Raw genomic sequence first — 25,856 nt, forward strand, 5'->3', positions numbered from 1 at the left:
ACCACTCAGAACACTCGCCTATACACCTTTATACTTAAACAACGTGCTGATAGACCCGCCATTCGTAATAATTCGGGTAGCCTCTGCCAGCATTGGCGCAACGGATAACACTCTGAGGTGCTGCGGACAATCCTCTGGAAGAAGAATGGAGTCAGTTACGACCACTTCTTTGATATGAGCGTGATCCAGCTTGATCAAGGCATCCGCACTGAACAAGGGATGCGTCGCGCAGACGTACACATCCTTCGTTCCACGTTCCTTTAAACTGTCCACCACATTCACAATGGTAGTGCCTGTATCGATCAAATCCTCAATAATGATTGGCGTACACCCTTCAACGTCACCGATAACGTGTGTAATGACAGATTCATTGTGCGCTGGACGCTTCTTAATCATAATGGCAAATGGAGAGTCCAATTGATTGGCCAGCTTCTCCGCCGTTGAGGCCCTTCCAGCGTCTGGGGATACGATAACAGGGTTCACGATTCGCTTTGCACTCAAATACTCGCTAATGAGGTCTAAAGCAGTCAAGTGATCTACCGGGATATTAAAGAAACCTTGAATAGCAGGCGCATGCAAATCAATCGTAATGACACGGCTGGCCCCAGCTGTAGTGAGTACATCCGCTACCATTTTAGCCGAGATTGGCTCTCGTGGCGCGGCTTTGCGTTCTTGGCGGGCGTATCCGTAATATGGAACAATGATATTAACGGTGCGGGCTGAGGCTCGTTTGGCCGCGTCAATCATCACAAGCAGTTCAACAAAATGCTCGTTGATCGGATGTGAGAACGATTGGACGATAAAGACGTCGCAATTGCGAAGCGTCTCCTCGTAATGCACATAAATTTCGCCGCTCTTGAATTTAGACAGTGTGACATGACCGAGAGGCACGCCTAACTCCTGGCAAATCTGAAGAGCCAGTCTTGGATTCGATGAACCCGAGAACATGCGTAATCTACTGCTCTGCATACGTTACGGTTCCCCCTTATCAATGAGACAATCGATAGTGAAGCTTAACGCAATGAAAAATGTTTTCAAATAATAATAATTCTTATATTATTATAACTCGTGCATTCAATTCTAGCAATCCTTCAATCTTGATGAATAGGTGCATGCCACTACGTATCCTTGCAGGCAATTCTCCAGACCTTTTCATCTATTAAATCCCGATTTCGCATAAAAATTAAAGAGTTAAGCAGTCCTCCCATTAGCTACTACAGCAGGACCAGCCCCTAAATAGCATATGCAGAAGTAATGATAGAATGCTGCCTAAGGCACAAATATGACATATAAATCTTGATCGCTGGCACTTATAGCAAAAAAAGCAGTACTTCGCTGCTGCGCGCTGCTCTACCCTGCGCAACAGCTTCAAAGCATCCTGCCTCTTTTTGTGCTGTTATTTTATTTTTCCAACCTCTGTATACCTATCGCGACGAGCTGATTGGTGACGACGCTGCAGCTCTCCTAGCACTTGATCAAATGGCAATCCGCTAGCCCGCATCAGTACAAGCATATGGAACAGCAAATCACCAAGCTCGCCTGTAAGCTCTTGAAGATCATTGTTCTTAGCCGCAATGATAACTTCGGCTGATTCTTCGCCTATTTTTTTTAATATTTTATCTATTCCTTTATCAAATAGATAAGTCGTATACGCATCAGTAGGTCGCTCCCGTTCGCGTTCGGCAATCGTGAACTCAAGCGCAGCCAACACATCAAAGCGCCCTCCATGCTCTGGTTGTTCCCCAGCGATGTTTTCAAAGAAGCATGTCTCGCTCCCTGTATGGCAGGCTGGACCGTTCGGAACCACCTGAACAAGCAGCGTATCCTTGTCACAGTCCGTGGTCATTGCAACGACACGCTGCGTATGCCCTGAGGTCGCTCCTTTATGCCATATCGACTGACGAGAGCGGCTCCAGAATACGGTCTCGCCCAACTCACAAGTGAGCTTCAGTGACTCACGATTCATATAAGCCATCATCAATACCTTTTGATTAGACGCATCCTGCACTATGGCCGGAATAAGTCCTTGATTATTCCAATTTAATGAATCTGCTATTTGCTGCACCTTTGTATCTGGCCAATTCCCCCATGGAGCAGACTGTGTTGCCCTTTCACTCATCGTATCGCAACTCCTTTCAAACGCAGGTCTTGCTTCACCTCATCTATGGATATTTCTTTGTAATGGAATATCGAAGCTGCAAGCGCTGCATCTGCATTTCCTTCAAAAAACGCTTCTGCGAAATGCTCTACCTTACCCGCTCCACCGGATGCAATGACCGGAATTGACACCGCATCTGTAACCGCACGTGTTAAAGCTACATCAAACCCATCCTTTGTTCCATCAGCATCCATACTTGTAAGCAGGATCTCGCCTGCACCCAAAGCTGCAGCTCGTTCAGCCCACTCCACTGCCTTTATGCCTGTCGATGTACGCCCACCATGGGTGTATACTTCCCATGTCTGCCAATCTGCATTGTATCTGGCATCAATCGCTACCACGATACACTGGCTTCCGAATCGTCTTGCTCCCTCTACAATCAACTCCGGCTGTCTGACAGCTGCTGTATTGATACCAATCTTGTCAGCCCCTGCTCGAAGCAAATGACGCATATCATCAACATGACTAATTCCTCCGCCCACAGTAAAGGGAATCGAAATATTTCCTGCTGTTTCACGTACAACTTCCACCATTGTAGCTCTTCCTTCAATAGAAGCAGATATATCAAGGAAAACAAGCTCATCTGCGCCTTCACGATCATATAGCGCCGCGAGTTCTACAGGATCACCCGCATCCCGCAATTGAACAAAGTTAACACCCTTTACAACCCGACCGTCCTTGACATCAAGGCAAGGAATAATCCGTTTGGCTAACATAAGTCACTCCCCAATCCTTGCTCGCTGCAAATGAGTTGCCGTCCGTGCCGCGTACACTATTCTGTCGTCTGCATAAATGTCTCAGAATCATATATGTTGTACCGTATGGTCTTAAATGCTTTCAGCCAACTGCAGCGCTTCCACTAAGTCAATAGCCCCCGTATAAAGTGCCTTACCCACAATTGCACCGCCAACACCTGAGCTAGCGTAAGCAGACAATGCCGCCAAATCATCCAAAGTACTCACACCGCCCGAAGCAATGACTGTACGTCCCGATGCAGCAGCAAGCTGTACAATGGCTTCCACATTAGGCCCTTTCATCATGCCATCACGAGAAATATCGGTAAATATAAACGTCTCTGCTCCTTTATCCGCCAGTTCACGGACTACTACATCTGCCTGAATTGTTGACGTCTCCAGCCACCCGCGAGTAGCCACATAGCCATCACGGGCATCAATGCCTATGGCAATCCTAGACCCATAGCGAGCCAACACACGCTCTACGAAGGCACGATCTTCAATCGCAGCCGTCCCCAAAATAACACGGGCCACGCCAAGCTCAAGCAATCTATCTACATCAGCCTCCGAGCGTAAGCCGCCTCCGACTTGAACTGGCACCTTAACGCTGGCAGCAATTTGACCAATGACCTGATCATTTACAGGACGACCTTCTTTTGCTCCGTCAAGGTCAACCAAATGGATCCAATCGGCACCGCCTGCCTCCCATTGTTGAGCGGCTTCAACCGGGCTGTCATGGTATACCGTCTCCTGATCATAGTCACCTTGAATAAGGCGGACACACTTTCCACCGCGTATATCGATGGCTGGATATACGATAAATGATGCCGTCATTGCTTCCTTCCCCCTTGTGAGCGATGAGTTTGCAGCTACTATTTTGTCCTTTTTTCATTCGACGTTCCCGATTCCTGACTCTGTATATGTGAAACCCGCTATTCCATGCAACGTATATTGGCGATCTGTTTCAATGATTTGCAGCCATATGGAACTATTGTGATTGACGTTCTTGTCTAACTATTAGATAAACGAAGTGTTACCATTTTCAGAAATTGCTGCAGCAATTGAAGTCCCAGTTCCCCGCTTTTCTCAGGATGAAACTGCATGCCATATATAGATTCGCGCGCTACAATAGCTGTCACTTCACGATCAGCATAGTCACATACAGCTATGAGGTCCGCAGGATCACTTGGCAGTACATGATAAGAATGAACAAAATACACATGTCCTGCTGTGAGTCTATTAACCAATGCATGCTGGGACTGCTTCCATTTCAGCTCATTCCATCCCATATGAGGCACTTTAGCAATTCCCTCTTCAAAACGTACTACCGTTCCCTTTAGAAGCCCTAGTCCCTCGTGATCTCCGTGCTCTTCACTGCGGTCAAATAACAACTGCATTCCTAAGCATATTCCCAGCAAAGGCTTGCCCGACGACACTAATTCCTTTAATACAACATCAAGGCCTGTCATACGCAACGCATCCATGGCATCGCCAAAAGCTCCGACACCTGGTAACAAGATAGCATCCGCCGCACCCAGTACATCGCGATCGGCTGTAATGACAGCAGTTGATCCGAGTCGTTCTACCGCCTTGGACACGCTATGCAGATTTCCCATTCCGTAATCAACGATCGCTATCATAAGTTACAGCACTCCCTTCGTTGAAGGGACCCCTTGTACACGTGGATCAATGGAAGTGGCCTCATCTAACGCTCGGCCAAGTGCCTTAAACACTGCCTCAATCATGTGGTGCGTATTTTGACCATAATGGACAATGACATGCAGCGTCATTCTAGCCTCTAACGCCAGCTTCCATAGAAATTCATGCACAAGCTCCGTTTGAAAAGCACCAACCTGCGTAGACGGATACTGCGCCTTATACTCAAAATGCGGACGATTGCTAATATCAATGACGACTTGAGCAAGCGCTTCATCCATTGGAACAAACACGGAGGCGTATCTCTTAATTCCGGCTTTGTCACCCAGCGCCTCGCGCAAAGCATGCCCAAGACAAATGCCGATATCCTCAACGGTGTGGTGGTCATCAATATCGATATCTCCATCCGCTTCCACCGCTAGATTAAAATGACCGTGCTTCGTAAACAGATCCAGCATATGGTTCAGGAAAGGAACTCCTGTATCCAAGCTGCTCTTTCCTTGTCCATCTACCACAAAGGAAAGCTGAATATCTGTTTCATTTGTCTTGCGCGTGATTGCTGCCTCGCGTACTATCTTACCGTCGGTTGTCGCTGCCATCGTCCTGCCACCTCTCGTTCTAGTCAGTTGAATTCCAATTACGTTCGTGCTCATATGTCAAATCTCAGTACTTGCAGCTGTGAAAGCTGTTCATCCCCTACATTCGCTCCTGATCCAATCTTATTTCGATGGCTCTGGCATGGGCCTCAAGCCCCTCATGCCGGGCAAGCGCAATAATCGTATCGCCATGTCTCAGCAGCGCCTCCTTGCTGTAACGAATCAGGCTTGATTTCTTCGTAAACATATCGACATCCACCGGCGAGGAAAACCGAGCCGTACCGTTTGTAGGAATAATATGGTTCGGTCCCGCAAAATAATCGCCTACAGGTTCTGAACTGTAGCTTCCTAGGAAGATCGCCCCTGCGTTTTCAATACCTGCCAACTCGTTCATTGGCTCTGTAGTAACAATCTCCAAATGCTCCGGTGCCATACGATTCACTAAGGCAATACCTTCTGCCATGTGCTCTACGATAATAATAGCTCCATATTGCTCGATAGATTGCTGAGCAATCTCCCGCCGCGGCAGACTCGCAAGCTGCTGCTCTACCTCCGCCTGCACCTGAAAAGCAAGCTCGCTCGAATTGGTGATTAGTACAGCTGAAGCCATCTCATCGTGTTCAGCTTGAGAGAGCAAATCGGCTGCCACATATGCAGGGTTGGCGGTCTCATCAGCTAACACCACGATCTCGGAAGGTCCGGCTATACTGTCAATATCGACCACCCCGTACACTTCACGTTTTGCTAGCGCCACGTAAATGTTGCCCGGCCCGCATATTTTATCCACCGGCTTTATACTGTCCGTCCCGTAGGCCAGCGCCGCAATCGCCTGTGCTCCCCCGACACGGTACATTTCCTTTACTCCAGCCTCCGCTGCCGCAACCCGTATGTAAGGATTAATACCCGCACGACCGCTAGTGGCCGGAGGAGTTACCATCACAATCTCGTCCACGCCCGCCACCTGCGCCGGAATCACATTCATTAACACCGAAGAAGGGTAGGCTGCCTTGCCTCCCGGAACATACACGCCAACTCGCTTCAACGGGCGAATAAGCTGACCAAGCAGGGTTCCGTCAGGCTGCACATCCATCCACGAGCTACGTTTCTGCTTTTCGTGGAAAGCGCGAATATTGGCAGCAGCTTCACGGATCGCAGTAACAAAAGAAGGCTCCACCTCTTCATATGCTGCCGTCATTTCACGCTCTTCTACTCGTAGAACGTTAGCAGCAAGCGAGACTCGATCAAATTCCAATGTATAACGAAGCAGAGCTTCGTCCCCTTCATTGCGTACAGCATTCAAAATACGCTTCACGGTTGCAATTTGATCAGGTGATCCGTAATCCACTTCACGATGCAGCTTGAAGTCCACCGCCCTTACGATTCGCATCATGCTCTCCTCCTCTTCGCCATTTGAGCTATCTCTATATATGGTTGGACCGCTCTGATTTCAATTTTATTGCTTGATTGCAATATAAGTTTGCAGTTGATCGCAGAGCTGCTGAATCGTATCGTTTTTCATCCGATAGCTGACACGGTTCGCAATAAGTCGGCTTGTGATACCAAACATCTCTTGCAGCTCCACCAAGCCGTTCTCCCTTAGCGTCGTTCCGGTCTCTACCATATCTACAATACGATCAGCTAATCCGATTAGTGGAGCAAGCTCAATAGAACCATTCAGCTTGATTACCTCTACCTGCTGACCACGTTCACGAAAGTATTGTGACGCCACATTCGGATATTTGGTCGCTACCCGAGGGTGCGTTGCCGGTTTCCATTCAGGCAAGCCAATAACGGACATTCGGCAGCGAGCGATGCCAAGATCCAGGAGCTCGTATACATCTTTATTCTCTTCCATTAGTACGTCCTTACCAACAATGCCAATGTCAGCTACTCCATACTCCACATAGGTAGGTACATCCACTGGCTTAGCCATAATAAACTGCATTCGTGCCTCCGGAATATCGATAATCAGCTTTCGGGATTGATCCTCATCTTCAGGAACAGAAAGACCCGCGGCGCGGAACAACGCCGACGCCTGCTTATAGATTCGCCCTTTAGGCATGGCTACTTTCAGATAATTGTGCCAATCCTGCATTGATGTCACCTTCTCCTCATCCATGTTCCGTTACAAACTGTACAAATGTAAGTACATCTTTGAACACTTGACCGCTCCTTAACATCATTTCGTCCTCCAACCTATGGACTTCAACAAGCTGCGACACATCATCCACCCGCCGTGTTATAACCCGCTCACCCGCAGCACGGAGCCTTGTAGCCTCTGCCAGAGCTTCTCGCCTCCGTACAGCATCATACTGGATCAGAATGGATGGCTGCACGCCCACTTGTTCGTGCACGCGAATCGCATCCAGCATCCTTGTTGTTTTTAAGGCAAAGCCTGTCGCTGGTGCTGGCCTGCCGAATTGCTGCAGGAGATTATCATATCGGCCGCCACTCATGACAGGGAAGCCAAGTTCCGCCGAGTACCCTTCAAATATCGTCCCTGTGTAATAAGAAAAATCACCGACCAATGTCAAGTCGAGCATCAAATGCTCGGATACACCGTAAGCTTCAAGTACCTCCCACACCCGCTCCAAATGGAACAATGACATTCGAGCGTGCGGCTCATCAACAATCCCTCTTGCCTCTTCAACGATACGTCGTCCACCTTGCAGCTGAAGGACGGCCTCAAGGCGTTCGATCTGCTCCTGCTCTATGGGCAGAGTACGTATCATCTCACGGTAGCCCACAACATCCCGTGCTACGAGCAGCTGCATTAAACGCTGCTGATCCGCTTCACGATCCGGCAGCGTGTATCCAAAAAGGCCTTGCAAAAAGCCATGGTGGCCTACAGCTACCTTGAACCGCTCTATGCCCGTTGATTGTAAACAAGCTATCGATAAAGCAATCACTTCAGCATCAGCCTCTGGAGAAGCATCACCGACAAGCTCAGCGCCTGTCTGATAAAATTCGGCCTCACGACCAGCTTCCTCTTCCATCGAACGAAATACATTTGCATGGTAGGACAAACGTATCGGAAGCGGTTCTTCATAAAGCAGTGATGACACGACACGAGCTATCGGAGCTGTCATGTCCGAACGCAGCACCATCGCGGTGCCCCGTTGGTTCAACAGCTTGAATAATTTATGATCGGAGGTGGAGCTGGCCATTCCGACGGTATCATAAAACTCCATAGTTGGTGTCACAATCTGCTCATAGCCCCATCGCGACATACAATTCAGCGCTTGCCGCTCGATATATCGCAATTTGCTGACCGCCTCCGGCAAGTAATCTCGTACACCCGAGGGCTTCTCGAACATTTTGGGTTTAGACATGCCGCTCTCTCCTTATATACGTCCATCATTCTTTATTATATTAACGTACTACCAAATTACCTTATTAGCAAATGAAAGAAATTAGAAGTTATCTTACCACGACCAACAATTGCCGTCAATCCTCATTCTTTCTTTATCGCTTCACCTATGAAGTACCCTTATTGCCATGCTGTGTATGCTTATAACTATCCAAACTAATGTAAAAAAGACACCTGTTTACACAGGTGTCTACAGCTTCTATACTCTTGTCCGTGCCTCACTATAAGATGGGTCATATATGTTTAGCTCATGAACAGAGTTATTCCCTTGATGAACGGACTATAGCTCGATCATAGTTAAACGTATACCGCCATATCCTCTACCGTTCCAATGTTTGCTTACTTGACCCTGTCTGGTGTGCTTTCTCAGTCTTCTTGCTATTAGTTGGAGGCGAGCCAAGTGCTATCCAAGCCCATGAAATGTGCTTGAAGGACCAGGACACGACAACCCAAGACAGAGCTAATGCTAATACGTAACCGCTTGCAATATATAGTGCATACAAAAGCTCATTCCCCTGATGCCATGCCAGCTTACGATAGCCCGCAAGCCATAACGGGTGGAGCAAATAGATCCCAAAGGACAACTGTCCTAATCGATTCAAGACATTGAGACTTCGTTGAGGCAGCTTGCGAACGAACAAATGTCCAGTCTGCAACAGTACGACAGCCGACAAGGCTGTGTGCACACACCACAACGCTTCGTAACCGAGCGAATTAAATTCATACCCTGTTGAGCGTGTGATGTACCAGATCTGAACGTGGGATAAACTAGCCAGCACCCAGCCTGACCAGAGCAGAGCATTCCAGCGACGATAGACGCTATAACGATCAATACCAGGGTTGCATACTGAATCTAGCCACGGCTGGATCCGCCCATAATGTAAGCCGATATAAGCCCCGAGCGCATACATCCCCATGTAGGACAGAGAAATGCTCCCCTTTTCTACAATATGGAATTCATATTTATTCCCTAGTACAAATACCCATTGAATCAGGAAACCTGCTGGTATGATCCAAGGGCTTACAGCTGGCCTTTGACATATTTTCAGCAGCAGCGGAAACAACACATAAAATTGCAAGCTGATAAACACAAAATACAAATGTGTATAGGCAGAACCGGTTATCAGCTCTTTGCCAAAAGACCCCCATGCCTCCGTCCAATCACGGTCGTGTCTGACCGTTACTTGCACAAGCAAGAAATAACAGACAGAAGCAACCGCATAGGGTAACAATATATATTTTAATCGATTGCGGTAAAAGACAATAAGCTTGCCTGCCCCCATCTCCTTCTTCCCATAGTTATAGAAGAGAACAAGGCTGCTCAACATAATAAAAACAGGAGTACCGAACTTAAAGAAGATATTAAACCACGTATAACCGTAAAAGAAAGGCGATTGTGTCATTTCAATAGATGCAAAGGAAGTGGCATGAACCAAAATAACCCCTAATATAGCCATAGCCCTTACAATTGGGAGTGCAGCAATCCATTTGGTATCCAATGGGGCCTCCTAACACCAAGGCAAGTCAACAGCATGTACAAGATGCACAGCCTCAGCTACATAAGTATTAAAATAATAACATCACATTATAAACCTGTGTCTTCTCTTCCAACACTTTTAAAAATGTTAACCTTGTATAGGATGGGAAGAAGACTTCTTATTCTGAGATACCTGAGCAGTCAATGGCTTCGGTAGTGATCCAAATAAGATCCATGACCAACCGAACCTGCGAAAAGCAAATGCGACAATGTACGATGAAAGCCCAAGTGCCAGCACAAAACCTCCTCCTATATATAGAGGATATGCCCAAGCTTGCCCATGATGCCAGGGCCACTTTCGATATAACAATAGAATGAAAGGATGCAGCAGGTACACACCAAATGTAACTTCACCAAAGCGATGAATAACCGTTACGACACCTGACTTCCACTTCCGCTCAATATAAGAAGCGGCCTGAATCAGCACCAAACATGATAAGAGCGCATGCACATTCCATATCGCCTCATACCACAGTGTGTTCATCCTCCATTCGCCCAGATTGGTCCAGTACCAAATCTGAACTTGCAGCATGGCCATAAGGAACCAGCTTAACCACAATAAGCGATTCCACCAATGATGAGAGGCTGGAGTCTCCTTATTACCGAGAGAATTAAACCATCCTTTAAGTACCTCCGCTTTTAACCCTAAGTATGCGCCAAGCATCCAATAACTCATATAAGAGAACATGACACTTCCCTTTTGAGGAAGCATCAAATCGTATTTGTTCCAAATGACAAATCCCCACTGGAGGAGTAGACCAATCAGTATGGCATATTTCACAACCAACTTGGAACGAAATGCAATTAACAACAACGGAAATAGCAAATAAAATTGAAGAAGTAGGAATACATAATATAAATGCGTATATGCCGAGCCTGTCGCTAACTTCAGGACAAAAGATTCCAATGTATCCCAAAGCCCTCTTCCTCGGTAAGCCATCATATGCACAACAGCAAAATAACAAATGGAACTAACTAAATAAGGGAGCAAAATCAGTTTGAGCCGCTTGCGATAGAAGGTTCCTATTCTAGCCCAATTGATATGATCAGAAGCATAGTTATAGAACAATACAAAGCTGGTTAGAGCAATAAAGGCAGGGACGGCAAATTTACTAAAAATATTGAAGAAGATGTACACATAATACAAATCAGACTGCTGCGCTTTGACAGCAGCCTCTGATGTACTATGAATAAACAATACCGCTAGCATTGCTAGTGCGCGATAGATAGACAACGATGAAATTGTCTCTTTCTTACTCAATGTGAAGCCCCCCTGGTCCGAGGACTACTGGATGTCGATTCTAGGCTGTAAACTCGGAATCTGATTATAGGATTAGAATACACTATTATTGGTTATGTGTTTAATGTGGTTCTATTTTATGGGCAGTATCATATTTCCCGGGAAACAGTTGGATGGTACGTTTTACGTTATCAACCTGATAACGCACACCAAATGTTTGTTGCAAATCCCTCAATGGCAAATACCATCTCCCTGCTTGTTGGAATGGATTTTGCTTAAACGCAACCCCAACCCCATTCCATGTCACCTGATAAGATGATCGTTGCTTTGATTTAACGCCGCGATTGCGCAGCTGCTCCATCAAGTCTTGAGTCTTAATATTCTGATTGCCCCCGTTAATCCGGAAACCGTTCCGTGTATTTTTATTATTGATGCCTCGTTTGACTGTAAAAGTAACGTTAATTCCAAGTTCTTTGCAAATACGAAGCACGTCTTTATTAAACGCACCATATGGAAAGGCGAGTACACTATAGGAATTTTGCAGTTCTTCCTTTAACCGTCGCTCAGCCATCGCCAGATCCCCACGAACACGAGTTAAATATTGATCTCGGGATTCTGTCTGCTTCGTCTTATTGTTGTAAAGATAACGCGTTAACATCGGCTTCATGACACCACGACTATTAATCGGTGCATAGGCATGCGAATTGTACGTGTGGCTGAAGAAGCTGAAACCTGCTTGCTTCATCTCACGCATCTGTTCCCATGTCAGCTTACGTCTTCCGACATGTGCCCGATTATCTATCGTCGAGGCGATAACAAAGTTGGTTGCTGTCAAATTATACTTTCTGAATAAGGGATACACATACGAATAAAACGTCTCGTATCCATCGTCAAATGTAAGTAGTACCGCGTTATCTGGTACTGGCTTCCCATTCAACATATATTGCATATAATCATTCATGCTTATAACATTAAACCCATTCGCCAACAGGCTAGTAATCTGATCCTCCAGTTGCTGAGGAGAGATAAACGTTACATCTTTGGGATTTTGTTCAATATTATGGTACATGATGGTAATTACTTCATTCTCATAATATTTCGGTTGAAAACGAAACATTGGATTCATTTGCACCGTATTGGAGAGGTCGAGCACCTTTCCTTTATTCGAAGTTTGAGCTTTAATTCCATAGGCTTGCCCCAACGCTGTAACAGGTATGTACCACTCATTGTTGCGTTTTACAGCCTTTCCATCCTGCCACTGTTCTTTACCCCATGAGATCGCATATTCCACTCCCTTGGCATCTGAAGGCGTAAAGCCAATTGTTGATAGTAATAAGACCAATACCAAGCTTAATAATACATGACGCTTTTTCATCCTTAACCCTCTTTTGACTTATGAAGTTCATCCCATATTGAAATTAGCATAATTTCCTATAGTTGTCATTCATAATTTTTGGTACTCCCATAATGTTCTGTTTACAATAAAATAATCCTTCTGGCAATACAATCACAAATCGCCAAAAGGATCATTCAAATGTCGGTCCTCTTACATATATAACTACAAAATAGGCTTAAATCTTACACACCAAACTCCTTTTACATGTCTTAATGCAAATGCCTGGAATTCAGCTTCGCTCCTTGGTCCACATCACGAATGACTTGCAGCGGATTCCCCCCTACCATCTGCCCTGGGAACACGTCCTTGTGAACAACGGAACCTGCAGCCACGATAGCGCCATCCCCTATTGTAACCCCAGGGAGAATAGTGCAATTAGCTCCAATCATGACCTCGTCTCCAATTCGAACGTCTCCCAGTCTGTACTCCTTGATTAAGTACTCATGTGCCAATATCGTGGTATTGTAACCAATAATCGAATTGTTGCCCACATGGATTCGCTCGGGGAAAAAGACATCCACCATAACCATAAGCCCAAAGGCCGTATGTTTCCCAACCTTCATTTTTAATACTCGGCGGTATATCCAATTTTTGAGCGGCAGATAAGGGCAGTACCGCGCAAGCTGGATAAAAATAAAGTTTCGAATCCCTTTCCAGGGACTAACCGTGCGATAGATGTGCCATAAACTATTCGGTCCCTCAACTGGGTACCGCTGCGTATTACGCACCTTCGTTGCACTCCAATCCGACAATCGCGTATAGATCACGCATGTCATAGATAATATGGCTTGGGTTGTACTGGCGCAGCACCTGTTCACCCTTAAGCGACCAAGCGACACCACAGGAGATCACGCCTGCTGCGTTAGCAGACTGTATATCCGCTGGACTATCTCCAACCATTAAGGTTGTCGCAGGGTCTGCATTTAAAGCTTTAACTGCCATTAACACCGGCTCCGGATGGGGCTTCGCATGTGTCACATCGTCAACCGTGACAATCACACCCATCTGTTCGAACAATTCGAACATACCCAGCGCACGTTCAGTCGACTTTCTCACTTTGGTGGTTACGACTCCCAATTGAATACCCGCTGTCGCAAATCGATTGACGACCTCTTTTACATAAGGAAAAGGCTGTACAAGCTCGTCATGTCGCGTCAAGTTGTAAGCACGATAAGCAGCTGCCAAATCGTCCACATTGTCCCGCTTCGTAAATATTCTGAACTGCTCCTGCAGCGTTAAGCCCATGCTGGGGATGATATGCTCGCGTGTGAACGGGGACGGCACGATATCCTGCAGAACATGGAGAAATGTCTCGATGATTAACTCGTTCGTATCAATAATGGTGCCATCCAAGTCAAACAATACCGTTCGAATCATGATTGCTTATTCTCCTTCTTATCCTTGCTGTCAATTACACCCGATGTATCTGTTGACGCTTCTGTTTGTACACTTTCTGCTGCAGTCGTATGGGTAGCAGCACTTGATTGTGGAGGTGCTTCTACTCCTCCTCCATGAGCCGCAGTAGCTTTCGCCACACGCGTACAGACGATCGGATCGCTGTAACGAACGTTTGCTTTGCCTGTCAGTCGGCGCACCACAATGAGGATGATACCTGCAATGACCAATACGATAGCAAGCAATTGTGAAATACGAACATTGCCGTATTCAGGGCTTAAGAATCCAGGTTCAAAGAGCACTGTCATAGGGGACCAGAGCGCATCAACAAACGATTGGACTGCACTTGATCCTTGGTAAGCCAAGCTATCCGTACGAAGGCCTTCGATAAAGAAGCGGCCAAGTGAGTACCAGATCAAATAGCTGATAAAGATCTCACCCGCACGTATCTGACGCAATCGCCGTATGCCGAACAGCAGCAATATCCCAACAAAATTCCATAATGATTCATATAAAAATGTAGGATGATGGAACGTCCCACTCACATTCATCTGATTTACGATAAAGTCAGGCAGATGCAGCGTGTTTCTTAGAAACGCTTCTGAGACTGGTCCGCCATAAGCTTCCTGATTGACAAAATTGCCCCAGCGTCCAATCGCTTGGCCGATTAATAGCGAAGGCCCACAAATATCTGCGATCCGCCAGAACGTGTAACCTTTATATTTGACAAAAATGAGTGCAAAAATAACAGCAGCTATTAAAGCACCGTATATCGCAATACCACCGTGCCATATTGCAAAGACCTCAAGTGGATTATCCTTGTACTCATCCCACTTAAATGCGACATAATACGCCCGTGCACCCACAAGTGCAGACGGCACGCCTATCAAGAGCAGATCCATAAAGAAATCTTGCGAAATACCAAAACGCTTTCCTTCCCGCATTGCGAACAGCAATCCAACAAGAGCCGCGGTCCCTAAAATCAGACCATACCAATGCACACTTATTGGACCCAGCTGAATAGCAATCGGATCAAGCAACAGGGTTGCCATGAAGTTGTTCTCTCCTTTTTAACGAACTACAATGCGATGACAATATAATGTAGAAAATACGCGATTATAGGACATCCTGCACGGTTCACACATGCCTACTGTGTTTATCAATTTCGACGAAATGCAAACTAAATAAAAGCAAATACTCAGGCTGCGCAAGGCTAGTTAGAATGTACAGGGATATCCTTAATCAAAATCTTCCGTGTCCTCATTGATTTGTTCGGTCAACTTATTCGTAAATTGTAACGCCGCATTATATCCCATACGCTTCAAGCGGAAGTTCATCGCCGCAACCTCGATAATAACAGCCAAGTTCCGCCCAGGGCGAACAGGGATCGTAACCAATGGGATGTCGGTATCAATAATTCGAGTGGTTTCCTCATCCAGTCCCAATCGATCATACTGTTTATCCTGCTGCCAGTTCTCCAAGCGAATAACTACGCTAATACGCTTGTTGTTGCGGATTGCTCCTGCCCCAAACAAGGTCATGACATTAATAATGCCTATTCCGCGAATTTCGAGCAAGTGACGAATCAGCTCAGGGGCCGATGCATGCAATTGATTGTCCGATGTCTGACGAATCTCAACCGCATCATCTGCTACCAGACGATGGCCGCGCTTGACCAGTTCCAGTGCTGTTTCACTCTTCCCGATGCCGCTGCCGCCCGTAATAAGCATGCCAACACCGTATACATCAACGAGTACACCATGAATTGTGGCTGTAGGCGCAAGCTTTTTTTCGAGAAAATTAGTAATTCTGCTCGATAATGTTGTTGTTGCAAGAGGTGAGCGAAGTAATGGAACCTCATGCTCCTGGCAAATCTGAATCAGTTCTTCAGGCACTTCAATTCCACGTGTTATGACAATACATGGTATCTCATCAGCTACAAAGTGGCGCATCCGATCCAATCGTTCTTCTACAGGTAACGTCTCAAAAAACGTTAATTCCGTCTTGCCCAACATCTGTACACGCTCAGTTGGATGATAGTCGAAGTATCCCGCCATCTCCAGGCCTGGTCGATGCAAATCATCGACAGTAATGACACGTTTCATGCCTTGTTCCCCTGCGAGTATTTCCAGATGAAATTGCTCGACAAGTTCGGACACCTTCACCTTCTTGGCCATCTTCGTTCACTCCTTCTCATCTGCATATTACCGGATTGCTATGTATATTTGTTGTAAATGACAGTAAGCATGCAGTTCTATCTCAATGTAACCATCGTAAATGAAATTTAGATTGAAATCAATGTGTGCTCTTTTTCCCAAATCACGATCCATCAAATATTTTTTTACTTATTATAGGCACTAAAATTATTTTTTACATTTTATTGATATTGTCTGCAAATAGAGCAGGAATCCAGTCCTGTTCTACCGAATTGATTTCTATGGCTGATCCATACAGGAGGTGATAGCAAGAATGGCCGCGCTCTAAGCTGCTGCCAGAACAATATAAAACAGACTCCGCTTCATCAATCAGATGCATGATGGAGCCATCGGAGCAATATTCATATGACAAAGGAGGTAATTAATTTATGTACAGAACCGCATATCGCCCTTCAGTTCGCTCTTTATCTGCGCTGCTTATTGGGGTACTGGTCTTCCTGCTTATCCCCATTTCAGCATTTGGGGCAGCTCAATGGGCGCCAAACACCCTTTACAAGAAAGGAGACATTGTCACATATCAAGCTGTTAACTATGAGTGTATTCAGCCGCATACCTCACTTACAGGCTGGGAACCACCTGCAGTTCAGGCATTATGGAAAGTAAGCACACAACCCTCAGACACCATCGCACCTTCTGTTCCCGCTGCACTGCTATCACCTGCTCACACATCCAACTCTGTATCCCTTACTTGGCAAGCTTCTACCGATAATGTTGCCGTGGCTGGATACAATGTATACAACGGCTCCGCTGTCGTAGGCACTACCACTAACCTCAACTATCAAGTGAGTGGGTTGGCGGGCGATACACTTTACACCTTTAAAGTAGCTGCATTTGATGCCGCTGGTAATGTATCCGCGCCAAGCGCCAGCCTTGATGTTCGAACTGATGCAGCTCCGCCGGATGCTGTTGCTCCTACCGTTCCTACTAACGTTCGGAGCACATCAATAACAGCCAACACAATTGCGTTGGCTTGGAATGCAAGCACTGACAACGTAGGTGTCACCCAGTACGAGATCGTTGTCAACGGGCAAGTTGCCTCCACAAGCACAGCAACTGCTTGGACAGCAGCAGGCTTAACCGCCAACACCGCTTATACCTTTGTAGTACGCGCACTTGATGCTGCTGGCAATCGTTCAGCCGACAGCACGAGTTTAAGCGTTACTACTTTATCGACAAACCCGCCACTCACAGCAGCGAAAGTATTGGTTGGGTACTGGCATAATTTCGACAATGGCTCAACCAATATTCGACTGCGTGACATATCGCCTAACTATGACGTCATCAACGTTTCCTTTGCAGAGCCTGTCGGTGACTATGCTACGATGGCCTTCACTCCCTACAACTCTACTAAGGAACAGTTCAAAGCTGACATCCTGGAGCTGCAGGGCAAAGGTAAGAAGGTAAATATCTCGCTGGGCGGGGCTAACGGCACTGTCGAGCTCACCACTGCTGCTGCGAAACAAAGCTTTATTACTACGATGAACAATATTATTACTGAATACGGTTTTAACGGGATCGATATCGACTTAGAAGGAAGCTCCTTGTCCTTAAACGGAGGCGATACTGACTTTAGGAATCCAACCACTCCTAAGATAGTAAATCTGATCGCCGCTATACAGTCGATCCTTACTGCACAAGGCCCTAATTTTATGCTGACCATGGCGCCAGAAACCGCTTATGTGCAGGGTGGAATTACTGGATATGGCGGTCCATGGGGGGCGTACTTGCCCGTTATTTATGCCTTTAAGGACCGAATGAACTTTATCCATGTTCAACATTACAACACAGGTGCCATGACGGCCCTCGACGGTCGTTCATACAGCCAAGGCACAGCTGACTTCCAAGTCGCTATGGCGGAGATGCTGCTGCAGGGCTTCCCTATTGCAGGCAATGCAAACAATAAGTTCCCTGCGCTCCGTGAAGACCAAGTTGCGATTGGACTTCCTTCCACACCAAATGCAGCAAGCGGGGGCTTTACTGCAGCGGCAGATATCGACAAGGCCGTAAAATATTTAAGCAAAGGCATCGGATATGGAGGCACTTATCAATTGTTGAAACCAGGCGGTTATCTTAACTTCCGTGGTGTCATGACCTGGTCCATTAACTGGGATAAAAAGTCGAATCTTAGCTTTTCTAACCCGGTTCGTTCGACCCTCGATGCTTTAAAATAGCAGCTCCCATTCAACCCTTCCCAGAGATTTGAAGCCCGAGCTGGCCTATACCTGTTATAACCTGCTACACCCTGCATTAATGACGATTTGCTGTGAACTCATGTAAATATGTATGCCCTGTTGTTTTTTAATACATTAAATCAGCCTATATCCATACTAATTAAACAAAAAAAGGGCCTAGTGCATATGCACCAGGCCCTTTTCGTATCAGGATTACAGTTCGAATACGTTTAATTCGGACTCTTTATCGAATACATGAACTTTGTTCATGTCGATCGCTAGTTTAACGTTTTGACCATCTTTAGAGTTAGAACGGCCATCTACACGAGCGATAACATTCGCATTGCCCATGCCACCCAAGTATAGGAACATTTCATGACCCATGTTCTCCGTAACTTCAATAGAAGCTGTGAAGATGCTGTTAGGAGATGCTTCCAAGAACACAGGCTCCTCATGAATATCTTCTGGACGCACGCCGAGAATCACTTCTTTGCCTACATAGCCCTTTTCTTTCAATGCTTGGGCTTTGCCAGCTGGCACGATAACATCCAAATTGCTGCCTTTGAAATGTAGATCGCCGCCTGCTTCTGTTAATGTTCCAGTGATAAAGTTCATCGTAGGAGAACCAATAAATCCTGCCACGAACATATTAACTGGATGATTGTACAATTGGTCTGGAGCAGCGGCTTGTTGAATATAGCCGTCTTTCATAACGACGATACGGTCACCCATCGTCATCGCTTCAATCTGGTCATGCGTTACGTAGATAACAGTTGTTTGAAGACGCTTAGCAAGCTTCGTGATCTCCGAGCGCATCTGTCCGCGAAGCTTCGCGTCCAAGTTGGAAAGCGGCTCATCCATCAAGAATACTTGTGGCTCACGAACGATCGCACGGCCGAGTGCAACACGCTGACGTTGTCCACCAGACAGAGCCTTAGGTTTACGATCCAACAAATGCTCGATATCGAGAATGCGCGCAGCTTCACGTACACGTTTGTCGATATCTTCTTTTTTGAACTTACGCAATTTAAGACCAAACGCCATATTTTGATACACGTTCATATGTGGATACAACGCGTAAGATTGGAATACCATCGCAATGTCGCGGTCTTTAGGAGCAACATCGTTCACTATGCGGTCGCCGATAAACAATTTACCTTCAGAAATTTCTTCAAGACCTGCGATCATACGCAAAGTCGTTGACTTACCACAACCGGACGGACCTACAAGCACGAGGAATTCCTTGTCTTGAATGTCAAGATTGATATCAACAACAGTTGCCTTATCGGATCCTGGATATTTCTTATATACATGTTCTAAGCGTACGCCTGCCATGAGTATTTCCCCCTTAACGTTGTCTTCTTGAAATCGGTTACTTCCTATATTCTTATATTACCTAAACCCTGTACAATTGACTATACACAAACCTCACAAAAAAGCGCTTACCTATTTTGTTACTTTGTACAATAGTAATATCAGTTTAATCAATACAGCATCCGAGAAAGAACGTACATCAAGCCCCGTCTCTTGCTTGATCTTATCAAGCCGATACAGCAGCGTATTGCGGTGAATATACAAACGCTTAGCTGTCTCACTGACACTGCAATCGTATTGAAAGAACGTCTGTAACGTGCCCATCGTCTCCGAATCGCCGAATTGTTCCGTCTTAGTTACAACTCTTTTCATAAACTGCTTACGGACGTCATCCGGTATACTGTATACAAGCTGCTCTAGATGAAGTTCCCACGGCAAATGGATATTTTCCGTGATGTGGAACGTACGTCCGAGATAGATCGTCTCCCGCATACGCGATACAATGCCTGGTATTCCCTTCACTGGAGTAAACGGGTAAGCTACAGTAAGATTGGACTCTCCAACCCATTCCGCGGCCAACAGCTCATATAACCCCAAGCAGAAGGAGGTCAGCATCTCTTCCATCGTTTCTTTATTGTCAGGGTCCTCTTCTTGCTCCCCAGAGCCAGCAAGACTTTCAGGCACTAATATACACCATTCTTTATCTGACAACGGGAAAATAACAAGATCTCCGCCAAAATAAGACTTCAACAGTTTGTAAAGGTGCGCATAGCTTGGGCCTTCACGATGTGAATGCTCAGCAACAAGCAGGAAGGGAATGACCGGGGCAAACATTTTTGTTTTCCATGAAAATGAATCCGGCACCTCCGCTTGCACATCCTTTGCCTGAAGGCGTTCCACAATCCATTGCCCGAATTGTACAGCCTGCTGCTCGTCTCCTCCAGTAGTTGATGACGAGCTCTTCCGACTGCTCAAATCAAGCCATAACAATGTCTCCAACCATTGACGCTCGCGCTCAGATAACAAGTTAGCTGCACAATGCAGCAAGTCGGTCTGGGATGATCCTTGCTTCCATAGCATATAACACCGATCTTCGTGTTCGATTAGAGTCGGTGGCATTACATGAGTCGGTTGACCAGTTGCTTGGGCAGACTTCACCCAATTTTTCCAGGTTGCTGTGGATATTGTCGTCTTATCTAAGGGTACATTGATGATCCGTTCGATTTGCTCACGCAGATTCTGCTTGTCCATCTTCTTCCTCAGCCCATTTCCTCAACTTTCTAGTCATACTGCCTTAATTGTAACATACGGACCATCGTGTATCATCTCAGGCAAGGCAGTGCACCTACATGGAGTCATAAGTCAGCTTGCAACTAAAACAAGCAACCAGCCCCTTATCGGAGGCATAGGTTGCCTGTAGTCAGTTACTTAGCTGGCCACTCTAGGCCAAACCATTACTACAAATATATACAATACCTGTCATCGTTAATGGGAAGATACACCTACCGCTTTCCTCGCTAAATTCGTATGATGCGGCAATGCCATCGAGGCCGTCTGCAAAAGCCGGGTTAACGTCAATCTGTTGCTATTCAGGTCTTCTACTGACAAGACCGAATCTGCCATCGGCCATTGCGGCAGCCTTACCGTACTGGTGCGCAGTGTGATCTCCGCCGCACTTGCACTACCCAACTTTGCACCACGTGTAGGCTCGCTTAATATGACCGAGAATCGTAGATCTCCATCTCCTCCGCTATGTGAATGCGTTATAATGGGAATCTTGACCGTCTTCTCCGTTTCACCGTCGGCGAACTTCAGCACGCCTGAGGAAGCCGCATAGTGTACCCCCGCAACTGCAGTTCCGTCCTGTGTACCATAGACTACGCTCGTAACCCCCTGACGGTCACCAGTCCTTTGAACTCGTAACTCGACATATGCACCTTCATTGGAAACTATTGTTGAATCTGCGAACTGGAACATCCCACTAGTTTGCGTATTAACGTAGATTGCTTGTTTAGACTCTAAGAAGAATGGAAAGAAACTGATGTCTACCTTTCCGTCTCCCGTGAAGTCCCCAGCCAATAAGTTTAATTTTGTGCCTGCATTGTCTTCAATAATAGCCGTTGCTGGACCGTAGCCTTCACCAGGAATAAAGTATTTTACGACTATATAATCACCCGAAATATTTATTATATCTAAATAACCATCCTGATTGAGATCAACCAAGTTAGAAAGAGATCCAAATAAAAAAAGCTGTTCTGGCGAAATGTCATTTATGCCTACAGAGCTTCCATAATAAAGCCTTGAGCCAAGAGAACTGCTGGTCGTGAGAAGATCACCATATCCATCTTTGTTGTAGTCATTAACATAAGCTTCATCACAACCTAAGATTTGCTTTTCATACGAGAATGTACCGTCAGCTTGTTTGTTAAAGATAACAAGCGATCGTTTACCTAGAGGATCACGCGTGACGAGAGCTAAATCCATCTTTCCATCGCCATTCCAATCTCCACCGTACGCATGCTCAATGGGATCAGACACTAGAGCCTCCCTCATTACCTCTGTGTAGACATAGTTTGCACTGCCCTGCAGCAGAATAATGTGATTCGTATTATCCACATATAAGATATCGACTACTCCATCATTCGTCACATCGGCCAGCTCATAAGAGCGCTTGTTAGGAACTGAAATATTAGCTTCTATAACAAAGTTGCCTTCGTTATCTTCGCCCCCTACAAGGAGTTTATTCGTTCCACTATTGATTATTTCGTCCCTATGGTCGTTATCCAGATCGATGATACGATCAAAATTTTGAAGATCAATATCTTGATGAGTATACAAACCTTTGCCAAAGTTCTTATACATTCGTATCGGGTTGTATTGGTCTCCAGATCTCAGAAAATCCACAACCTGATTGCCGTCAAAGTCACCTTTATAAAGGTATGTATCCATCATATGATCTACATAGTCCATTTTCTCATAAAGAGGAACATTGGCCGGAATTTCAGAAGGATTTGAAAGGGTTACGTTCCCCCTCAGCACTTTGCTTGACTTCCCGTTAGCACTGTTCGCTGTAACCTCCAACTGATACGTTTGCCCCACGGTAAGTGCTGTATTCCATTTATATTGGTATACGTCACCAGACACAGTAACAGGCAGAAGTTTTTGATTGAGCTCATGAATTTCATAGCTTTGTACAGAGCTTCCATTGCTAATAGCAGGCCAGGTCAACGTCATAGAAGTTGTACTGACATCCCCAATCCCAAGAAATGCATCTTGAGGCCAGACAGGAATGTCCCCCACAGGTACAGATTCATCATCTTTAATCTGGATTGTTGCCGTTGCCGGGTCGCCAATTTTAATACCACGGTCTGGATTTCCGAGTCTGATGGAAAAGGACCGCGATACGTCTGCCGCGTTATTATCAAGAATAGGGACCGTCAACCACTTCGCCGTTTCACCATGATCAAATTTAAGCATACCGGTCGATCGGGTATAATCTTTCCCAGCTTTAGCTGTACCGTCAACAGTTGTATAATTTATATAGCCATACCCATTACTCCCGTTACTTCTCGATATTTTGACCAAGAGCGACTTTTCATTTTCAAAAACGTCCTGCTGCGCTTGTATAAAATGAATACTACCTTCCGCGGACTGATTCTCATAAATACTGATCTTATTAGAAGTCAAATTATAATCTATAATATCTGGTTTTCCATCATGATTAACATCTTCGAAAAGTTGTGTGCCCGTTGGAATGGAAACATATAAGGACCCCTTGACATCCAAGCCAGTTCCCTTTTGGTTCCATCTATAATACCAGTCACCGCCAAATGGAGTATATAATAATTCGGGATAAGCATCGCCATTTAGGTCCACAAGCTCAACTTGCTTGGGTAAATAGCTCGAGTTAAATAATTGTCCAATATCAAGTTCAATGTATTGGCCAAACTGCCCTGCTGCATCCCCATAATATATAGCCATCTTTTCATAGGGATAGGAGCTGTTAGGCTTAGGAGCAACAACATCTGCGTAACCATCCGCATTAACGTCGCCAATAGCAAACATAAATGTAGTGCTGTCTGCAGCAGGAAAGCTCTTTACTTGCGTGAAGGTGAGGTTTGCGTTACCGTGTAATACAACTGCACCAGCAGACAATCCTTGATAAGCTATATCTCGTTTGCCATCCTTGTTCCAATCTCCACTTACCAATTTAGTGATAGGTGCATTACCGGCCGCATTATAATCCTGATGACCCACTTCTGTATAAGTGAAGTTAGAGGCGCCTTTATAATAGTTTATACGCTTTGGGGCTACCACAACCAAATCTAGAATCCCATCGTTGTCAAAGTCTCCTGCTTCTATGTGTGTTACATCCTGGAACAAAATTTTACTTTTAAAAGTATAGGTCCCTGCTGATGTTAGCTGATATATCTGAACCTCTTTCTTACCTATCGCGATCACCTCTGAGGTACCATCACCATCCAGGTCCTTTATCCGTACAGACACCAGCATAGGATCTGGACCTTTGGCCGTAAAAGGTTCTCGAGTAAGCGTGCCATTGGCCTGACTCTTATACAGAATGATCGCAAAATTATTGGTTACAACCGCATAGTCCTGTTCACCCTGATGGTTCAGGTCACCTGATGAAATAAACTTTATGGAATCCTGAAATGAAAAGTCTCGAACCCATTCAAACACATTTCTAGAATTGCTTGTTGATGCCGCGTAAGCATCAAGACTAAAGAGGGGAAATAACAGTGTGAGAAGCAAACATATTGAGGTAGTAATTGCTACATAGCGGCTTGAGAAGTAAGTGGTCATTGTCAATTCTCCTTTATCGTTATTTTGATAGGAGTAATCGCAAAGAGGCATCTTGATGAATGTTATGTGTAAAATGTAAACTATACAATATGTATCGTAACATAATCAGTTTTATATGAACATCTAATTCTATAAATAATGTGTATAAGATACATATCTGAATTGTCTATGATCCATAATCCATATGCGTACCATCTCAGAAGTTGTCGAAGAAAATAAAAAAGCCTCAAGGTTTCCCTTGAAGCTTGTAAGTTCATAACTGGTGAGCCATGAAGGACTCGAACCTTCGACACCCTGATTAAAAGTCAGGTGCTCTACCAACTGAGCTAATGGCTCGTAAATGGTGGAGGATGATGGATTCGAACCACCGAACCCGGACGGGAGCAGATTTACAGTCTGATGCGTTTGGCCACTTCGCTAATCCTCCAAATTTACATGGTGGCTCGGGACGGAATCGAACCGCCGACACGAGGATTTTCAGTCCTCTGCTCTACCGACTGAGCTACCGAGCCATGTTATATGCAGTTATGAGTACAAATAAGTATTGGAAATTCATCCTTAACTTCTTTGTAAAGAAAATGGCGGAGCTGACGGGATTCGAACCCGCGGTCTCCTGCGTGACAGGCAGGCATGTTAGGCCTCTACACCACAGCTCCACACATTGGTAAAAATGGTGCCGGCGAAAGGAGTCGAACCCTCGACCTACTGATTACAAGTCAGCCGCTCTACCAACTGAGCTACACCGGCATATTATGGTGGACGCTGACGGGATCGAACCGCCGACCCTCTGCTTGTAAGGCAGATGCTCTCCCAGCTGAGCTAAGCGTCCTGGTTTGTTGCGATAAAAAAGATATGGTAGCGGCGAAGGGGATCGAACCCCCGACCTCACGGGTATGAACCGTACGCTCTAGCCAGCTGAGCTACACCGCCACATCAAATTAAAACTTCTTCAGTTAAGAAAAACACTGGCGGAGAGAGAGGGATTCGAACCCTCGCGGCTGTAACACCCTAACGCTTTAGCAAAGCGTCCCCTTCGGCCTCTTGGGTATCTCCCCGTAACATTAGGCGAACGCTTCAAGCTTGTCCACCGTATTATACGTGCTTCTTAGCCGAAAATCAAAGCTTGCACTTTGAAAACTGAATGCGAAGTGTACATGCTCTACTTAGAATGATTAGGATAAGCCCTCGACCGATTAGTATTCGTCAGCTCCACACATTACTGTGCTTCCACCCCGAACCTATCTACCTCGTC

At 45.7% G+C, this 25,856-nt stretch carries 20 protein-coding genes and 8 tRNA genes; 1 reads left to right on the forward strand and 27 read right to left on the reverse strand.

What is annotated here, in order from left to right; genetic code table 11:
- Positions 1-18: 18 nt before the first annotated feature.
- From MH117_RS15490 to hprK, 16 genes are all read right to left on the reverse strand, one after another.
- Positions 19-969 carry a ribose-phosphate diphosphokinase gene (locus MH117_RS15490; protein ID WP_239329787.1) on the reverse strand — a complete coding sequence of 317 codons (951 nt, stop codon included), beginning with the start codon at positions 967-969 and terminating at the stop codon, positions 19-21.
- 427 nt (positions 970-1,396) lie between these two features.
- On the reverse strand, positions 1,397-2,119 hold the full coding sequence (gene hisIE / locus MH117_RS15495) for a bifunctional phosphoribosyl-AMP cyclohydrolase/phosphoribosyl-ATP diphosphatase HisIE (protein WP_239329789.1): 723 nt from the start codon (positions 2,117-2,119) through the stop codon (positions 1,397-1,399).
- A complete protein-coding gene (gene hisF, locus MH117_RS15500; protein WP_239329791.1) occupies positions 2,116-2,874 on the reverse strand; it encodes an imidazole glycerol phosphate synthase subunit HisF in 759 nt (252 codons plus the stop codon). Before hisF ends, hisIE begins: the two co-directional genes overlap by 4 nt.
- Positions 2,875-2,985: 111 nt before the next feature.
- On the reverse strand, positions 2,986-3,726 hold the full coding sequence (gene hisA, locus MH117_RS15505; RefSeq protein ID WP_239329793.1) for a 1-(5-phosphoribosyl)-5-[(5-phosphoribosylamino)methylideneamino]imidazole-4-carboxamide isomerase: 741 nt from the start codon (positions 3,724-3,726) through the stop codon (positions 2,986-2,988).
- A 176-nt stretch (positions 3,727-3,902) separates the two neighbouring features.
- Positions 3,903-4,532 carry an imidazole glycerol phosphate synthase subunit HisH gene (gene hisH, locus MH117_RS15510; protein WP_239329795.1) on the reverse strand — a complete coding sequence of 210 codons (630 nt, stop codon included), beginning with the start codon at positions 4,530-4,532 and terminating at the stop codon, positions 3,903-3,905.
- A 3-nt stretch (positions 4,533-4,535) separates the two neighbouring features.
- On the reverse strand, positions 4,536-5,147 hold the full coding sequence (gene hisB / locus MH117_RS15515; protein WP_239329797.1) for an imidazoleglycerol-phosphate dehydratase HisB: 612 nt from the start codon (positions 5,145-5,147) through the stop codon (positions 4,536-4,538).
- A 97-nt stretch (positions 5,148-5,244) separates the two neighbouring features.
- Positions 5,245-6,531 carry a histidinol dehydrogenase gene (gene hisD, locus MH117_RS15520; protein ID WP_239329799.1) on the reverse strand — a complete coding sequence of 429 codons (1,287 nt, stop codon included), beginning with the start codon at positions 6,529-6,531 and terminating at the stop codon, positions 5,245-5,247.
- Positions 6,532-6,597: 66 nt separating this feature from the next.
- Positions 6,598-7,239: an ATP phosphoribosyltransferase gene (hisG, locus tag MH117_RS15525; RefSeq protein ID WP_239329860.1), complete on the reverse strand. Its 642-nt coding sequence runs from the start codon at positions 7,237-7,239 to the stop codon at positions 6,598-6,600.
- 16 nt (positions 7,240-7,255) lie between these two features.
- On the reverse strand, positions 7,256-8,476 hold the full coding sequence (locus MH117_RS15530; protein ID WP_239329803.1) for an ATP phosphoribosyltransferase regulatory subunit: 1,221 nt from the start codon (positions 8,474-8,476) through the stop codon (positions 7,256-7,258).
- A gap of 358 nt (positions 8,477-8,834) precedes the next feature.
- Positions 8,835-10,013, reverse strand: coding sequence for an acyltransferase (locus MH117_RS15535; protein WP_239329805.1), 1,179 nt, complete (start codon positions 10,011-10,013; stop codon positions 8,835-8,837).
- A 126-nt stretch (positions 10,014-10,139) separates the two neighbouring features.
- Positions 10,140-11,312 carry an acyltransferase gene (locus MH117_RS15540; RefSeq protein ID WP_239329807.1) on the reverse strand — a complete coding sequence of 391 codons (1,173 nt, stop codon included), beginning with the start codon at positions 11,310-11,312 and terminating at the stop codon, positions 10,140-10,142.
- A 100-nt stretch (positions 11,313-11,412) separates the two neighbouring features.
- Positions 11,413-12,666, reverse strand: a complete 1,254-nt coding sequence (locus tag MH117_RS15545) for a polysaccharide deacetylase family protein (RefSeq protein WP_239329809.1) — start codon at positions 12,664-12,666, stop codon at positions 11,413-11,415.
- Between the two features lie 230 nt (positions 12,667-12,896).
- Positions 12,897-13,415, reverse strand: a complete 519-nt coding sequence (locus MH117_RS15550) for an acyltransferase (protein WP_239329811.1) — start codon at positions 13,413-13,415, stop codon at positions 12,897-12,899.
- Positions 13,408-14,064: a pyrophosphatase PpaX gene (gene ppaX, locus MH117_RS15555; RefSeq protein ID WP_239329813.1), complete on the reverse strand. Its 657-nt coding sequence runs from the start codon at positions 14,062-14,064 to the stop codon at positions 13,408-13,410. The genes MH117_RS15550 and ppaX overlap by 8 nt, the downstream gene beginning before the upstream one ends.
- On the reverse strand, positions 14,061-15,134 hold the full coding sequence (gene lgt / locus MH117_RS15560; RefSeq protein WP_239329814.1) for a prolipoprotein diacylglyceryl transferase: 1,074 nt from the start codon (positions 15,132-15,134) through the stop codon (positions 14,061-14,063). Before lgt ends, ppaX begins: the two co-directional genes overlap by 4 nt.
- Before the next feature lie 186 nt (positions 15,135-15,320).
- Positions 15,321-16,259, reverse strand: coding sequence for an HPr(Ser) kinase/phosphatase (gene hprK, locus MH117_RS15565; protein ID WP_028547070.1), 939 nt, complete (start codon positions 16,257-16,259; stop codon positions 15,321-15,323).
- A 407-nt stretch (positions 16,260-16,666) separates the two neighbouring features.
- On the opposite strand from hprK, the gene MH117_RS15570 reads away from it, so the two are divergent.
- The gene (locus MH117_RS15570; protein ID WP_239329816.1) at positions 16,667-18,469 is read left to right on the forward strand and encodes a fibronectin type III domain-containing protein; all 1,803 of its coding nucleotides are present in this window, start codon (positions 16,667-16,669) and stop codon (positions 18,467-18,469) included.
- A gap of 213 nt (positions 18,470-18,682) precedes the next feature.
- Here MH117_RS15570 and MH117_RS15575 read toward each other — a convergent pair whose 3' ends face one another.
- The 11 genes from MH117_RS15575 to MH117_RS15625 form a co-directional block, all read right to left on the reverse strand.
- Positions 18,683-19,804, reverse strand: a complete 1,122-nt coding sequence (locus MH117_RS15575; RefSeq protein WP_239329819.1) for an ABC transporter ATP-binding protein — start codon at positions 19,802-19,804, stop codon at positions 18,683-18,685.
- A gap of 111 nt (positions 19,805-19,915) precedes the next feature.
- Positions 19,916-21,034: a PucR family transcriptional regulator gene (locus tag MH117_RS15580; protein ID WP_239329822.1), complete on the reverse strand. Its 1,119-nt coding sequence runs from the start codon at positions 21,032-21,034 to the stop codon at positions 19,916-19,918.
- A gap of 234 nt (positions 21,035-21,268) precedes the next feature.
- A complete protein-coding gene (locus tag MH117_RS15585) occupies positions 21,269-24,604 on the reverse strand; it encodes an FG-GAP-like repeat-containing protein (protein WP_239329824.1) in 3,336 nt (1,111 codons plus the stop codon).
- 260 nt (positions 24,605-24,864) lie between these two features.
- A tRNA-Lys gene (locus tag MH117_RS15590) sits at positions 24,865-24,940 on the reverse strand.
- Positions 24,941-24,945: 5 nt separating this feature from the next.
- Positions 24,946-25,031 (reverse strand) — tRNA-Tyr (locus MH117_RS15595).
- A 9-nt stretch (positions 25,032-25,040) separates the two neighbouring features.
- Positions 25,041-25,116, reverse strand: a tRNA-Phe gene (locus tag MH117_RS15600).
- A 67-nt stretch (positions 25,117-25,183) separates the two neighbouring features.
- Positions 25,184-25,260 (reverse strand) — tRNA-Asp (locus tag MH117_RS15605).
- 15 nt (positions 25,261-25,275) lie between these two features.
- Positions 25,276-25,351: transfer RNA gene (locus MH117_RS15610), tRNA-Thr, on the reverse strand.
- Positions 25,352-25,357: 6 nt separating this feature from the next.
- Positions 25,358-25,433: transfer RNA gene (locus MH117_RS15615), tRNA-Val, on the reverse strand.
- A 24-nt stretch (positions 25,434-25,457) separates the two neighbouring features.
- Positions 25,458-25,534, reverse strand: a tRNA-Met gene (locus tag MH117_RS15620).
- 36 nt (positions 25,535-25,570) lie between these two features.
- Positions 25,571-25,659, reverse strand: a tRNA-Ser gene (locus MH117_RS15625).
- Positions 25,660-25,856 lie beyond the last annotated feature (197 nt).

The sequence above is a fragment of the Paenibacillus sp. ACRRX genome (assembly GCF_022346885.1).
Taxonomy (GTDB): domain Bacteria; phylum Bacillota; class Bacilli; order Paenibacillales; family Paenibacillaceae; genus Paenibacillus_B.

Coding starts and splice junctions, on each gene's coding strand:
- hisG (WP_239329860.1), bottom strand. CDS start 7,239: ATGCAGGATTGGCACAATTATCTGAAAGTAGCCATGCCTAAAGGGCGA.
- MH117_RS15570 (WP_239329816.1), top strand. CDS start 16,667: ATGTACAGAACCGCATATCGCCCTTCAGTTCGCTCTTTATCTGCGCTG.
- hisIE (WP_239329789.1), bottom strand. CDS start 2,119: ATGAGTGAAAGGGCAACACAGTCTGCTCCATGGGGGAATTGGCCAGAT.
- MH117_RS15585 (WP_239329824.1), bottom strand. CDS start 24,604: ATGACCACTTACTTCTCAAGCCGCTATGTAGCAATTACTACCTCAATA.
- hisH (WP_239329795.1), bottom strand. CDS start 4,532: ATGATAGCGATCGTTGATTACGGAATGGGAAATCTGCATAGCGTGTCC.
- hisD (WP_239329799.1), bottom strand. CDS start 6,531: ATGCGAATCGTAAGGGCGGTGGACTTCAAGCTGCATCGTGAAGTGGAT.
- MH117_RS15575 (WP_239329819.1), bottom strand. CDS start 19,804: ATGGCAGGCGTACGCTTAGAACATGTATATAAGAAATATCCAGGATCC.
- lgt (WP_239329814.1), bottom strand. CDS start 15,134: ATGGCAACCCTGTTGCTTGATCCGATTGCTATTCAGCTGGGTCCAATA.
- MH117_RS15545 (WP_239329809.1), bottom strand. CDS start 12,666: ATGAAAAAGCGTCATGTATTATTAAGCTTGGTATTGGTCTTATTACTA.
- hisA (WP_239329793.1), bottom strand. CDS start 3,726: ATGACGGCATCATTTATCGTATATCCAGCCATCGATATACGCGGTGGA.
- MH117_RS15530 (WP_239329803.1), bottom strand. CDS start 8,476: ATGTCTAAACCCAAAATGTTCGAGAAGCCCTCGGGTGTACGAGATTAC.
- ppaX (WP_239329813.1), bottom strand. CDS start 14,064: ATGATTCGAACGGTATTGTTTGACTTGGATGGCACCATTATTGATACG.
- hisF (WP_239329791.1), bottom strand. CDS start 2,874: ATGTTAGCCAAACGGATTATTCCTTGCCTTGATGTCAAGGACGGTCGG.
- MH117_RS15580 (WP_239329822.1), bottom strand. CDS start 21,034: ATGGACAAGCAGAATCTGCGTGAGCAAATCGAACGGATCATCAATGTA.
- hisB (WP_239329797.1), bottom strand. CDS start 5,147: ATGGCAGCGACAACCGACGGTAAGATAGTACGCGAGGCAGCAATCACG.
- MH117_RS15490 (WP_239329787.1), bottom strand. CDS start 969: ATGCAGAGCAGTAGATTACGCATGTTCTCGGGTTCATCGAATCCAAGA.
- hprK (WP_028547070.1), bottom strand. CDS start 16,259: ATGGCCAAGAAGGTGAAGGTGTCCGAACTTGTCGAGCAATTTCATCTG.